At 62.8% G+C, this 12725-nt stretch carries 10 protein-coding genes; 6 read left to right on the top strand and 4 right to left on the bottom strand.

Annotated elements, in window-relative coordinates:
* Positions 1 to 34: 34 nt before the first annotated feature.
* Positions 35 to 1825 (bottom strand): long-chain fatty acid--CoA ligase, encoded by a 1791-nt coding sequence (locus QLG02_RS16980; RefSeq protein WP_282465717.1) that lies wholly within the window; start codon positions 1823 to 1825, stop codon positions 35 to 37.
* A gap of 186 nt (positions 1826 to 2011) precedes the next feature.
* Between QLG02_RS16980 and QLG02_RS16975 the strand changes: the two genes are divergently transcribed.
* Complete coding sequence (locus tag QLG02_RS16975) at positions 2012 to 2557, top strand: hypothetical protein (RefSeq protein WP_282465716.1); 546 nt, start codon at positions 2012 to 2014, stop codon at positions 2555 to 2557.
* Positions 2558 to 2594: 37 nt separating this feature from the next.
* Here the strand turns inward: QLG02_RS16975 and rimI are convergent, their stop codons facing one another.
* Both rimI and QLG02_RS16965 read right to left on the bottom strand, forming a co-directional pair.
* Positions 2595 to 3044: a ribosomal protein S18-alanine N-acetyltransferase gene (rimI, locus tag QLG02_RS16970; RefSeq protein ID WP_282465715.1), complete on the bottom strand. Its 450-nt coding sequence runs from the start codon at positions 3042 to 3044 to the stop codon at positions 2595 to 2597.
* A 50-nt stretch (positions 3045 to 3094) separates the two neighbouring features.
* Positions 3095 to 3574 carry a DNA polymerase III subunit psi gene (locus QLG02_RS16965; RefSeq protein WP_029301989.1) on the bottom strand — a complete coding sequence of 160 codons (480 nt, stop codon included), beginning with the start codon at positions 3572 to 3574 and terminating at the stop codon, positions 3095 to 3097.
* Between the two features lie 238 nt (positions 3575 to 3812).
* On the opposite strand from QLG02_RS16965, the gene QLG02_RS16960 reads away from it, so the two are divergent.
* Together QLG02_RS16960 and viaA are read left to right on the top strand one after the other, a co-directional pair.
* A complete protein-coding gene (locus tag QLG02_RS16960) occupies positions 3813 to 5420 on the top strand; it encodes an ATPase RavA domain-containing protein (protein WP_282465714.1) in 1608 nt (535 codons plus the stop codon).
* Positions 5421 to 5472: 52 nt separating this feature from the next.
* A complete protein-coding gene (gene viaA / locus QLG02_RS16955; RefSeq protein WP_016349461.1) occupies positions 5473 to 6927 on the top strand; it encodes an ATPase RavA stimulator ViaA in 1455 nt (484 codons plus the stop codon).
* 9 nt (positions 6928 to 6936) lie between these two features.
* Here viaA and QLG02_RS16950 read toward each other — a convergent pair whose 3' ends face one another.
* Positions 6937 to 7941, bottom strand: coding sequence for a sensor domain-containing diguanylate cyclase (locus QLG02_RS16950; RefSeq protein WP_270798056.1), 1005 nt, complete (start codon positions 7939 to 7941; stop codon positions 6937 to 6939).
* Between the two features lie 223 nt (positions 7942 to 8164).
* On the opposite strand from QLG02_RS16950, the gene QLG02_RS16945 reads away from it, so the two are divergent.
* From QLG02_RS16945 to QLG02_RS16935, 3 genes are all read left to right on the top strand, one after another.
* The gene (locus QLG02_RS16945; protein ID WP_348994638.1) at positions 8165 to 10027 is read left to right on the top strand and encodes a diguanylate cyclase; all 1863 of its coding nucleotides are present in this window, start codon (positions 8165 to 8167) and stop codon (positions 10025 to 10027) included.
* A gap of 254 nt (positions 10028 to 10281) precedes the next feature.
* Complete coding sequence (prfC, locus tag QLG02_RS16940) at positions 10282 to 11871, top strand: peptide chain release factor 3 (protein ID WP_139329109.1); 1590 nt, start codon at positions 10282 to 10284, stop codon at positions 11869 to 11871.
* Positions 11872 to 12071: 200 nt separating this feature from the next.
* Positions 12072 to 12692: a hypothetical protein gene (locus QLG02_RS16935; protein ID WP_187268779.1), complete on the top strand. Its 621-nt coding sequence runs from the start codon at positions 12072 to 12074 to the stop codon at positions 12690 to 12692.
* Positions 12693 to 12725 lie beyond the last annotated feature (33 nt).

Genomic DNA, 12725 nt, shown 5'->3' with positions numbered 1-12725 from the left:
CCGGAAATCCGAGCGGTCTCAGACGTGGTTGTACTCAGACATGGTTATACATGGCCTCGATTTCGCTCTGGTACTTGGACTCGATGATCTTGCGGCGCAGCTTCATGGTGGGGGTCAGTTCCCCCAGTTCCATGGAGAAGGCGCTCGGCAGCAGGGTGAACTTCTTCACCTGCTCGAACTTGGCCAGCTCTTTTTGCAGATCCTGAATGCGCGCCTCGAAGAACTCCACCACCTTGGAGTGGCGCAGCAGCTCGGTCTTGCACTGGTACTGCAGGTTGATGGAGCGGGCGTACTCTTCCAGCGACTCGAAGCAGGGCACGATCAGCGCCGACACGAAGTGGCGGGCATCGGCGACGATGGCGATCTGCTCGATGAAGCGATCCTTGCCGATGGTGCCTTCCACCAGCTGCGGGGCCACGTACTTGCCGTTGGAGGTCTTCATCAGCTCCTTGAGGCGCTCGGTGAAGTAGATGTTGCCTTCGCTGTCGAGTTCGCCGGCATCACCGGTACGCAGGAAACCATCCTCGGTCATCACCTCGGCGGTCGCTTCCGGCTTGTTGTAGTAGCCGCGCATCACGGTGGGGGAACGCACCAGCAGTTCGTTGTTCTCACCCAGCTTCACCTCGATGCCGCAGAGGGCCGTGCCGATGGAGCCCAGCTTGAACTGGCTGTCTTCGTAGCAGCAGACGGTGGCGGTGGTCTCGGTCATGCCGTAGCCGTACTTGAGGTTGAGCCCCATGGCCTGGAAGAAGAAGTTCACCTCGTCGGCGAGGCGAGCGCCGGCCACCGGCAGGAAGCGGGTGCGGCCGCCGAAGCGGGCGCGCAGCTTGCGAAACACCAGTCGCTCGGCGAGCCAGAGCTGGCCGTAGAGCAGCGGGGAGGCGGTTTTGCCCGCCTGGCGGGTGGCGACCATCTGCTTGCCCACTTTGGTGGCCCAGCCGAACAGGGTCTGGCGCAGACGCGGTGCCTGGGCCACCCTGGCCTGGATCATGGCGTAGGCCTTCTCGTAGAGGCGCGGTACGGCGCACATCACGGTGGGCTGCACCTCGCCGATGACATCCATCACCTTCTGCGGATCGCGGATGTAGACGTTCTCGGCGCCGCAATAGAGCACGTAGTAGCTCCAGGCCCGCTCGAACACGTGGCTGAGCGGCAGCATGCAGAGCGACACATCCTGCTCGTTCAGATCGAGGCGGCTGTTGTGCATTTCGAAACAGGCGGCGATGTTGGCGAAATCGAGCATGACCCCCTTGGGTTCACCCGTGGTGCCCGAGGTGTAGATCAGGGTCAGCAGGTCGTCCATCCGGTACTGGCTCTCGCGCTCGCGCAATACCTGCTCGCTGGGCTGGTGATTGCCGGAGACCAGAAACGTCTGGAAGTGACTTGCCTGCGGGCAGCCGCGCAGGTTGACGCTGCCGTCGAGGGCGATCAGCTGGCGGATCTCGCCGCTTTCAATGAGTTGCAGCGCCTGGTCGAACTGAGGCTGTTCGCCGACGAACAGTACCTTGATGCCGGCATCTTTGACGATGTAGCGCAGCTGATCCAGGGTGCTGGTGGGGTAGATGGGGACGCTGACGCCGCGGGCGGCCAGGATGCCGAGATCTGCCTGGGTCCACTCCGGCATGTTGCGGGCATAGATGCCGACCATCTCGGTGGGCTGGTGGCCGGCGCGGATCAGCGCCTGGGCACAGTAGTCCATGGCCTGTCCCAGAGTACGCCAGCCGATGGCACGCCACTGGCCATCCTGTTGTACGCGCAGGGCGGCCTTGTTGCCAAGCCGGGCGATACGCTCCCGCATCAGTCGAACCAGGTGGTGTTTCGGCATCAGTCAGACATCCTCAAGTAACAGTTGTACGCCCTAAGGGGCACTGAAAAATCGCGCTGGAGTTTAAACTCTAAGATTACAGCTTACAAGTGTTCGCCATTTGTCTTGGATCACAAAGTCGTCAATTAGGGGGCGCTTGAGGCATGATGGGGGCTGACATGCGGAGCCATTCAGGGAGGGTGAACAATGAGTGTCGGCATCAAGGGGGTGGTGACCGGGGTATTGCTGTTATTGGCGGGGGCCGGCGGGCTCTGGTTTACGCTGGGAGGCACGGAGAGCGAGGAGGACAACCCCTGGCTGAGCGGCGCCGAGGGCTATGCGCAGGCGCAGCAGCTGGCCCTGCACAAGGGCTATCCGCTGCTCTACGTGATCGAGCGCGCCAAATGCCGGCGCTGCAAGCTGTTGGAGACCAGCCTGTGGCAGTCAGAGGAGATGGCGCCGGTGCTGGCCCGGCTGGTCAAGGTGCGCCTCAATCCGGATGCGGGGGATGGCAGCGAGCACATTCTGCGCCGCTTCCCGCAGGTGGCGACGCCGCCCGGCATCTATGTGCAGCAGCCGGGCGAGCCGCTCAAGCCCATCAAGATAGTGGTGGATATCCAGCAGATCTGGATGCCCGGGGTGACCTGGCAGCGCGGCTTCTTCATGCCGCTCTCCGCCGCCGGGTTCGAGGCGGTGCTGCACACCACTCAGAGCCTGCAGGATCCGGCCCTCGACAACGCGCCGCTGCTGTAGTGCTGCAGATGTAGTGCCGCAGATGTAGCGCGGCGGTTTAGCCGAAGTCGAACAGGCGGGACATCAGCACGGCATCTTCCCGATCCTGGCCGGTGCCGTAGTAGTCGGCACGCCGGCAGTACTCGGCAAACCCTTCGCTCTCGTAGAGGCTGATGGCGGTGCTGTTGCCGGCCCGCACCTCGAGGAACCAGGCCTCGGCCTTGTTGGCCTTGCTGCGGGTGAGGTACTCCCTGAGCAGCGCCCGCCCCAACCCCTTGCCCTGAAAGTCGGGGTGCACGCAGATGTTCATCAGCGAGCTGTCGCCCGCCACCAGATCCGAAATGTAGAAACCGGCCAGCTGGCCGTCGACCAGCAGCAGGCCGTTGAGGTAGCGGGGCCCGAAGCAGGAGAGCAGGTTGGCCTGGCTCCAGGGCTCCTTGTGGGCAGCCTGTTCGATGGGGTAGATGAGCTCGAAGTCGGTCTCGAGCAGGGGACGAAATTGCACCATGGTGGCTCCGGGTCGGGGCGGCTAAGCGAAGAGAGGGTGGGGCCTGGCACTCAGCCGAGGCGCCCCTTGAGCTGCTGCCACAGCGCCCGTTTCTGGGCCGGGCTGGGCGCGAGCGGACAGATCAGGGCCTCTGGCCAGGCGGGATCGGCCGCCTCCAGCCAGAGCAGGGGCGGAGTGTGGCCAACGGGCAGGCTGCTCAGCAGGCTGACCTCGTCGCTGCCGATGCCGAGCAGCTGGCAGAGATCCGCCAGCAGGCCGGGGGCGGGCAGTCGGCTCGCCAGGATCCAGAGCTTGCCGCTTGGCGGCTCGCTCGGCACGGCCGAGGCGGGGGTCGCCTCCTGCTCGCTTGCCGGGATCTCATTGGCCGGCGCGGGCGCCACCTGATGGCCCGCCAGCAGGGCTGGCCGGCGCAGTTGCCAGCTCGGGATGCCCATCCGGGCCAGCAGGTGTTGCCGCAGGCGACCGGATGCCTGGTCAGGTTGCTTGGGGGCGGGCTCCCGCGCCGTGGTCAGCTGCACTGGATCTTGCATGGGCGATGACTCAGTCTTGATCTGCATTGATGAAAAAAGCTCTGCGCAGGGTACACTCGAACGCGTTTTGCTGCATCTTTTGCGGTATGTTTTAGCCAGGTGAGGCGGCCCGGCACTCGGCAACCGGCCGGTGTGAGCCACAGGCGGCCTCCCGACAATCCAACAAGCAGGACAGGGAACCTTCGATTGCGTCGCGGGTGTGCCGGTTCCAGACAACCCCAGTATCGGAAGTGTGCCTATGCCACCTTTAGCATCACAGAATCTTCGTCTCGCCCCCATTCACGAGCGCCTGCCACGCCTGCTGTCGGCCCTCGGCGAGGGGCTCTACGAGCGCCAGGATGCCCTGCGGCTCGGCCTGCTGGCGGCCCTGTGCGGCGAGAGCGTGTTTCTGCTGGGCCCGCCTGGCATCGCCAAGAGCCTGATCGCGCGGCGTCTCAAGCTGGCCTTCTTCGATGCCCGCCACTTCGAATACCTGATGACCCGCTTCAGCACGCCGGAGGAGGTGTTCGGCCCCCTCTCCATTCAGGCGCTGAAGGAGGATGGCAAGTATCTGCGGCTTACCGCCGGCTACCTGCCGGAGGCCGAGGTGGTGTTCCTCGACGAGATCTGGAAGGCGGGCCCCGCCATCCTCAACACCCTGCTGACCGCCATCAACGAGCGGCAGTTTCGCAACGGCGACAGCCAGCACCCCATCCCCATGCGGCTGCTGGTGACCGCCTCCAACGAGCTACCGGCCCCCGACAGCGGGTTGGAAGCGCTCTACGACCGGATGCTGGTGCGGATCTGGATGGACCGGGTGCAGGAGAAGGCCAACTTCCAGGCCATGCTGGCCAGCGACGGTCAGTCCCACCAGAATCTACCGCCCTCGGTGCAGATCCACGGCGAGGAGTACCTGGAGTGGCAGGAGCAGATCGACCGGATCCGGTTGCCGGACGACTGCTTCGAGCTCATCTATCAACTGCGCCAGCAGCTCGACAGCCAGCTGGCCCACAGCTGCTACGTGTCGGATCGGCGCTGGAAGAAGGCCGTCAGGCTCATCAAGGCGAGCGCCTTTTTCAACGGCCGCGACGAGGTGGCCCCGCTCGATCTGCTGCTGTTCAAGGATTGCCTCTGGCATGACGAGGCCTCGCGCACCGCCCTGCTGGAGATGATGACCGAGTTCTCCCGTCTCTACGGCTATCAGCAGCTGGCCATGACCCGTCAGCTGATGGGGCTGCGGGAGCAGTTCAAGCTGCTCAAACAGAGCGTGGCCCAGCGCCTGTGCTGCAAGGCCAGAAAGCGCCAGCAGTGGTTCGGGCGCCGCGCCCGCGGCATCCAGATCCCGCTGGCCAACGCCCGCCCGTTCGGCAAACTGGCGCACTTCCACCTGCTCACCCCGGCGGCGCTGGATGGCGACGATCCGGAGCGGCTGGTTGAGACGCTGGTGTTCGACCGCACCCTGCTCTCCCACTGGCATCCCACCGGCGAGGCACTGGTGGGCTGGCCGCTCGGCAACCCCAAGGAGGGCCACTACGAGCTGGTGCTGGACGACGAACTGCGGCTGCACGTGCTGGACTTGCAGCGCCAGCAAATCCCCCTGGTGCTGGTGGAGCGCAACCCCATCCCCGAGGTGGTGATCGCCCCCTGGCAGGCCGCCCTGACCGGGCTGCTGGCAGAGGCTGGCGTGCTGGCACAGGAGCTCAAGCGCCAGCGCAACCTGTTCGAGCGCCATCAGCAGCACCTCTTCATCGGCCGCCACTGGCTGCAGCAGGTGGAGGACAGCTTCTTCGTGCTGAACCGGGATCTGGACCAGCTGCGCAGCGACCTCAGCCACTGGCACGACCGGCTGCCGCAGCTGGACGCCTGAACCATGGCGAGCGCGAAAGGGACTGTGGTGAGCCTGGTCGGCGGAGGTCGCCATGCTTGAGATCGGCATGATGGATCTGGGGCTGCTTATCGGCGAGGGGGAGCTGGCGGGCGAGATGGCACTGCTGTTGGCCTCCACTCCCAAGATCTCCGAGTTCATCAAGCGCTCCCCGCTGCAGGGCAAATTGTTGCAAAAGCGCATCCGCCGCTGGAGCGAACAGCTGGGGGAGGAGATGCGCCACAAGCCGGTGCCGGTGGCGCTGGAGCAGGAGTATCGCCTCTATCAGGCCCACAAGGGGTTGCCGCTGGCCGAGCTGATGGGGCGCCTGCCGGCCCTGCTGGACGGGCTGGAGCAGTACAGTCCCTTCGCTGGCGAGGCGCGCAGCCTGGTGCGCCAGCTGATGGCCCACCCCACCGACAGCCAGCGCCAGCTGCTGATCGAGAAGTGGCGCACCAGCCTGGTGGGCAGCCTGCTGCAGTTGCAGCAGCAGATCGCCGAGGCGGAGCGGGAGAAGCAGCGCCAGGAGATCGAAGATCAGCTGCTGGCGAGCCGTACCCTGGCCGATGCGCTGGACCCTAACCAGATCTCCGCCGGCGGGCTGTGGGATCTGGCGCAGGGCAGCTGGCACAAGCGCAGCCTGGTGCTGGTCAAGCAGTACGCCCGTATGCTGCAGCGCGAGCCGCTGCTGGCGGAGATCGCCAACCTGCTGGGGCGCAGCCAGCAGGACAACCGGGCCAACGACTCGCCGGTGCCGCCGGTGCAGGTGCATGAGCTGGAGGAGGTGCAGACCGACGACGTGCCGGACGATCTGGTGGGTATTCACCCGGCCAGCGATCTGATGCGACTGTTGCCGAGCGAGGCGGTGATGCTGGCGCTGCCGGAGCTGGAACTGGAGTTCTACCGCCGCTATCTGGAGCGGCGCCTGCTCAGCTACCAGTCGCGCGGCACCCTGCCGCGCCAGCGCATCATGCTGCGCACCCCGGAACTCGGCGGACGCCAGCTGCAGCAACGGGGGCCCTTCATCGTCTGCATCGACACCTCGGGCTCCATGGGGGGATACCCGGAGGAGTGTGCCAAGGCGCTGTTTCTGGCGTTGCTCAAGGTGGCGATGGACGAGAAGCGGGGCTGCTACCTGATGCTCTTCTCCACCGAGGTGGCGACCCTGGAGATCACTGCCGACACCGGGCTCGACAAGGCGGAGCGTTTCCTCTCCATGAGTTTTCACGGCGGCACCGATCTGGTGCCCTGCCTCGAGAAGGCCCTGATCAAGCTGGATGACCCCGCCTTTGCCAAGGCGGACGTGCTGGTGGTCTCCGACTTCATCGCCCAGAGCCTGCCCCACAGCCTGCTGGAGCGGATGAACCGCCAGCGCAAGCAGCAGACCCGCTTTCACGCGGTGGCCATGTCCCGCCATGCCAAACCGGCGCTGCTGCGGGTGTTCGACAACAGCTGGCTGCTCGATTGCGGCCTGCGCGGGCGCCTGCTGCGGCGCTGGCAGCGCAGCTGAGCCAGGCCGTCAGCAGCGAGGCTGGTGGCCGAGTCCCCGTTCGTTGACCTGCTCCTGATCCAGCAGCGGCTGGCCGCTCGGCTGGGAGACGTAGAAGCCCCGCTTGCCGCTGCGCTTGACCCGATACATGGCCTGGTCGGCGCGGGCCAGTGCCGTGCTGAAATCATCCTGCGGCCGGATCGCCGCAATCCCCATGCTCAATCCCACCGAGGCGTCGCCGTTGGGCAGCTCGAACGGGGTGGAGATGGCGTTGATGCACTGGCGGGCCAGGTGGCTGGTACGGGGATCGTCGCAGCTCCAGGGCAGCAGCAGCACGAATTCGTCGCCGCCGAGCCGGCCTATCTTCACCCCCTCCTCGCAGCAGTCGCGCAGGCGGCGGGTGAGGGCGATCAGCAGCTCGTCGCCGGCGCGATGGCCCAGGTTGTCATTGACCTGCTTGAAGTCGTCGAGATCGATGAAGCAGATCGCCTGGTACTCCTGCGGGAACTGGCGCTGCAGCGCGGTGCGGTTGAGCAGGCCGGTGAGGGGATCCCGGTGGGCCAGCTGGGCCAGCTGCTGCTCGTACTCCTTCTCGTGGGTGATGTCGATGTGGGTACCCATCACCCGGATGGGATTGCCCTGTGCGTCCCGCTCCACCACCCGGCCCCGATCCAGCACCCAGGTGGTCTTGCCATCCTTGGCGATCATCCGGTGCATCACCTGATAAAACGGGCTCTTGCCGCTCAGGTGATCGAAGAAGGCCTGCAGTACCCGCTCCCTGTCCTCCGGGTGCAGGTGTTCGCGCCAGACGTCGAAGTGGGCCGACAGCTCCTTGGGCTGGTAGCCGAGCATGGCGCCCCAGCGGCGGTTGAAGATGATGAGCTTGCCGGTGGGCACATGGTTCTGCCAGATGCACAGGCCGGTGCCGTCCATGGCGGCTTCCAGCTTCTCCCGCGCATCCTCGGCAACCCGCTTGAGCCGTTCGTTCTCCTGCAGCAGCTTGTCGTAGGCCGCCTGCAGCTCCTGGTATGTCATCAACCCGCGCTTCCCTGTAGTGGATGGCGCTTATAGTCGATGCTGATTTTCCATCTGTAAAGAGGCACGAGGAGTCAGTGTGAGAGCCCGCCAGATCTGGCTGATTTTCTCTCTTTCTCCCTGGTGGCTGTGTGCTTGAACAAGGCAGGATATGATGGTCATAGTGAACACACCTGCCTAGCTGCACCACCAGAGGGGAAACTGAACCGGCATGAAACGCATCATGACCCTGATCCTGCTGACGGGATTGTGCACGCCCCTCGCCTGGGCGGCCCGGGCGCCGCTGACCGAACCCCAGCTCTCCCGCGAGCTGCAGCTGCTGGAAGAGGGCTTCCAGCCAGACCGTATATTCCGGCTGCGCATCGCCGCGCTGGTGGCGAGCAAGGATGAGTATCCCCTCGACGTGCAGGGGCGCATCGTGCGCCTGCAGTGCTGGGCCATGCCCGCCGAGTGGGACAGCGAGTATCGCGCCGTGGTGGCCTTTGCCGATCAGCAGCTGGCCATCGCCCGGGCCCGCAAGGACAGGATCACCGAGACTGGCCTGCTCACCTGTCGCGGCTTTCACCAGCAGCTGCTTGGCAACATGGACCAGGCCAAGGCCGACTATCAGCAGGCGCTGGTGCTGGCCCGCCGGCTCGGCGATCGGCTGCAGGAGGCCGACATCCTCAGCTTTCGCGGCGACATGTACGCCTATCAGGGGGAGCTGGCGGAGGGGCTGATGGAGCTTATCGAGGCGCACAAGCGCTTCGAGTCGCTCGGGCAGGACGGCAAGGCGCGGGAGGTGCTTGCCCAGATCGCCAACGCCTACCGGCGGATGGGGCTCTACGAGCGGGCCGAGGGCTACTTCAAGGAGCTGGAGCACGACTACGGCAACCTGGGGGATCAGGAGCGGCTGGTGGACATCCGCTCCCAGCAGGGGCTGCTCTATGCCGAGATGGGGGAGTATGAACGGGCTCTGCCGCTGATGATCCAGGCCGAGCAGCTCTACCGCTCCCAGCAGAAGGAGGGGCAGCTGGCCTGGATCCAGATCGAGATCGCCACCATCCTGCTCAACCAGAACAAGGTGGCCGAGGCGGTGGGCAAGTTGCAGCAGGCAGATGCCATCCTGCGTGGTGGCGAGAGCTCCGACAGCGTGACCCTGGGCCACTGGCAACTGGTGATGGGGATGGCGGAGGCGGCGCAGAGCAACCCGACCAAGGCGCTCTACTACCTGGCCCAGGCCGAGCCCATCTTCGTCAAGGAGAATAACCAGCGCTTCCTGGCACGGGTCTACGAGGTGCGGGCCCGGATCCTGGAGCAGCAGGGCCAGATCAACGGGGCACTGGCCAGCCTCAAACAGTACGTCGAGACCAAGCACTCTCTGGAGCGGGTACTCAGGGAGCAGCGTTCGTTGCAGATGCGCTTCGAGTTTGACCTGGCCCGCAAGGAGCTGGAGAACCAGGCCCTCAAGACCAAGCAGCTGCTGCAGGAGGCCAAGCTCAAGCAGCTGCAGGAGCGGCGCCACTGGCAATATGCAGTGGTCATTCTGTTGCTGGTGGTGATGGGCATGCTGGCGCTGCATCAGTTCAACCGCTCCCGCAAGATGCGCCGGCTTGCCATGACCGACGATCTGACCGGGCTGCACAACCGCCGCCAGATCCAGGCCAAGGGGCAGGCCTGGTTCAAGCAGGCGCGAGAGCATGGCCGGACCTTGTCGGTGCTGCAGCTCGACATCGATCACTTCAAGCAGGTCAACGATACATTGGGTCACCACATGGGTGACAAGGTGCTGGCCGAGGTGGCCAGTTGCGTCGCCGCCCAGTTGCGCTCCCTCGATCGGGTGGGGCGCAACGGTGGCGAGGAGTTTCTGGTGCTGCTGCCCGACACCTGCCTCGACGAGGCGGTCGAGGTGGCGGAGCGGATCCGCCATCGGGTCGCCCAGCTGCGCATCGACGGGATGCCGGAGGGGCAGCCGGTGCACGTCAGCATTGGTTGTGCCCAGTACAGTCCCCTCGACGAGAGCTTCGGCGATCTGGTGCAGCGGGCCGACGAGGCCATGTACCGGGCCAAGCAGGCGGGCCGCAACCAGGTGATGCGGGCCGAGTAGGGGGCGCAGGCCGCCCTGCTCGTCTGCAAAGCCGGGCTGGGTATTTTTCACTCGCGCGGGTATAATGTCGCGCAATTTTGCTTTGGCTCAGGTGAGAAGACCCATGTAACGCAACCCTCTTCCTCTCTCCACCGGTTGGTCTGATGCCAGCTTGGTGTGGCTCGTTGCGTATCCATGCCGGACCGTGAGTCAATGCGGCACTCCGGAATTATCCCACGGTGGCTTAAGGCCGCCGCCCAATAGAAGAACGTTGAATTATGTCAGCTGAATTTCTGAGTGAAGTCTCCAAGAGACGCACTTTTGCGATTATCTCGCACCCGGATGCGGGTAAAACCACCATCACCGAAAAAGTCCTGCTGTTCGGACAGGCCATTCAGCGCGCCGGTACCGTCAAGGGCCGTGGCTCGGGCCAGCACGCCAAATCCGACTGGATGGAGATGGAGAAGCAGCGTGGTATCTCCATCACTACCTCGGTGATGCAGTTCCCCTATGCCGACTGTCTGGTCAACCTGCTCGACACCCCGGGTCACGAGGACTTCTCCGAAGATACCTACCGTACCCTGACGGCGGTCGACTGCTGCCTGATGGTCATCGACGCCGCCAAGGGTGTTGAAGACCGGACCCGCAAGCTGATGGAAGTGACCCGGCTGCGCGACACCCCCATCCTCACCTTCATGAACAAGCTGGACCGTGAAGTGCGTGATCCGATGGAAGTGATGGACGAGGTGGAGCGCGAGCTCAACATCATGTGCGCCCCCATCACCTGGCCCATCGGCTGCGGCAAATCCTTCAAAGGGGTCTACCACCTCTACAAGGACGAGACCTATCTCTATCAGAGCGGTCAGGGCCACACCATCCAGGAGAAGCGGGTGGTCAAGGGGTTGAACAATTCCGAGCTGGACGCCGCCATCGGTGAAGATCTGGCGGCCCAGCTGCGCGGCGAGCTGGAGCTGGTACAGGGTGCCTCCCCCGAGTTCGATCACGATGCCTTCATCGCCGGCGAGATGACCCCGGTCTTCTTCGGTACTGCACTGGGCAACTTCGGTGTCGACCACATGCTGGACGGTCTGACCGACTGGGCACCGTCGCCCATGCCGCGCAAGGCCGAGAGCCGTGAAGTGGCCGCCACCGAGGAGAAGTTCTCAGGTTTCGTGTTCAAGATCCAGGCGAACATGGATCCGAAACACCGCGACCGCATCGCCTTTATGCGCATCGTGTCTGGCACCTACTCCAAGGGCATGAAGATGCGCCACGTGCGCATCGGCAAGGACGTGAACATCTCCGACGCCGTGACCTTCATGGCCGGTGACCGTGAGCAGGCGGAAGACGCCTTCGCCGGCGACATCATCGGTCTGCACAACCACGGCACCATCCAGATCGGCGACACCTTCACCCAGGGTGAAGATCTCAAGTTCACCGGTATCCCGAACTTCGCGCCGGAACTGTTCCGCCGCATCCGCCTGCGCGACCCGCTCAAGCAGAAGCAGCTGCTCAAGGGGCTGGTGCAGCTCTCGGAAGAGGGTGCGGTGCAGGTGTTCCGTCCGCTGATCAGCAACGATCTGATCGTTGGTGCGGTCGGTGTGCTGCAGTTCGACGTGGTGGTATCGCGCCTCAAGAGCGAATACAACGTCGAGGCGTTGTACGAGGCGGTCAACGTCTCCACCGCCCGCTGGGTGGAAGGGACCGACGTCAAGAAGTTCGAGGAGTTCAAGCGCAAGAACGAGGTCAACCTGGCACTTGATGGCGGTGACAACCTCACCTATATCGCGCCGACCATGGTCAACCTGCGCCTGGCCCAGGAGCGTCACCCTGACGTCCAGTTCCGCCAGACCCGCGAGCACTGATAAGGGCTTGCCCGCTAGGCAGACAAGATAAAAAAAGACCCCGCCCAGGCGGGGTCTTTTTTTATCAATTATCGTCATGTTCAACAAAAATACGTTTATGTTATGTTAAAACTGATTTTTTGATTCTAACAATATAAGCAATAACCGCTATTGATATTTATAACTATACAGCTTTTCGTTCATTTTAAAAGGAGCTGTGTATGATATTCAACCCTCAAGACTCTAAGATAGCAATTACTTTGTCAGAGCTAACGCTATTGGAGACCTCTGAGCCATGGTTTGATTCTTATAGCGAGCCATATATTTTATCTGTAGCGATTGATAGTACTGGTAACGCCAACCCTGAAATTAGCTTTAATTTTATGCCTTTCCCAAAGGTTCGTAGGAAGGCTACAGTGACCATGTTGGGGGATGGCCATCTCCTCTATGGCCCGAAAAATCCGGGAGAGTTTGTTGCGTTGTCAATACTGATTATGGAGTCAGATGCAGATATGCAAGAACGTGGCCGCATACTGAAAGAGCTTGTTGAAAGCAAAGCTGTTGAACTTGGGTTAAAAACTATAATTATTTCTAACCCGGGGTCTGCGGCAATAGTTGGTGTGCTCAAAGAGTTAACATCTTTTATTGCTGGGGTGCTTTCTAAAAATGGTGATGATGAACTCTTCAGATTGGAAGGTTCATTTTTACGAGACCAGCCTAATCCATACCATATCAATCGGATTTATACACAGCTCAATGAGTTTGTTAAAGTATCACTTAAAATAATACCTCTTGATACACCAAATGGTGAAGGAGCATCGGTTCAAAAATTAAAGTTATAAGTTAATGTTCTATAAAACTGATATAAAGTTTAG

This window comes from Aeromonas sp. V90_14 (assembly GCF_029967615.1).
Classification (GTDB): Bacteria; Pseudomonadota; Gammaproteobacteria; order Enterobacterales; family Aeromonadaceae; genus Aeromonas; species Aeromonas hydrophila.
The sequence above is the reverse complement of the archived record's forward strand: the minus strand, read 5'-3'. Positions and strand labels throughout refer to the sequence as shown.

Excerpts from the sequence above, each read along its gene's own strand:
- QLG02_RS16980 (WP_282465717.1), bottom strand. The coding sequence starts at position 1,825 with ATGCCGAAACACCACCTGGTTCGACTGATGCGGGAGCGTATCGCCCGG.
- QLG02_RS16945 (WP_348994638.1), top strand. The coding sequence starts at position 8,165 with ATGACCCTGATCCTGCTGACGGGATTGTGCACGCCCCTCGCCTGGGCG.
- rimI (WP_282465715.1), bottom strand. The coding sequence starts at position 3,044 with ATGGTGCAATTTCGTCCCCTGCTCGAGACCGACTTCGAGCTCATCTAC.
- QLG02_RS16950 (WP_270798056.1), bottom strand. The coding sequence starts at position 7,941 with ATGACATACCAGGAGCTGCAGGCGGCCTACGACAAGCTGCTGCAGGAG.
- QLG02_RS16935 (WP_187268779.1), top strand. The coding sequence starts at position 12,072 with ATGATATTCAACCCTCAAGACTCTAAGATAGCAATTACTTTGTCAGAG.
- QLG02_RS16965 (WP_029301989.1), bottom strand. The coding sequence starts at position 3,574 with ATGCAAGATCCAGTGCAGCTGACCACGGCGCGGGAGCCCGCCCCCAAG.
- viaA (WP_016349461.1), top strand. The coding sequence starts at position 5,473 with ATGCTTGAGATCGGCATGATGGATCTGGGGCTGCTTATCGGCGAGGGG.
- QLG02_RS16960 (WP_282465714.1), top strand. The coding sequence starts at position 3,813 with ATGCCACCTTTAGCATCACAGAATCTTCGTCTCGCCCCCATTCACGAG.
- QLG02_RS16975 (WP_282465716.1), top strand. The coding sequence starts at position 2,012 with ATGAGTGTCGGCATCAAGGGGGTGGTGACCGGGGTATTGCTGTTATTG.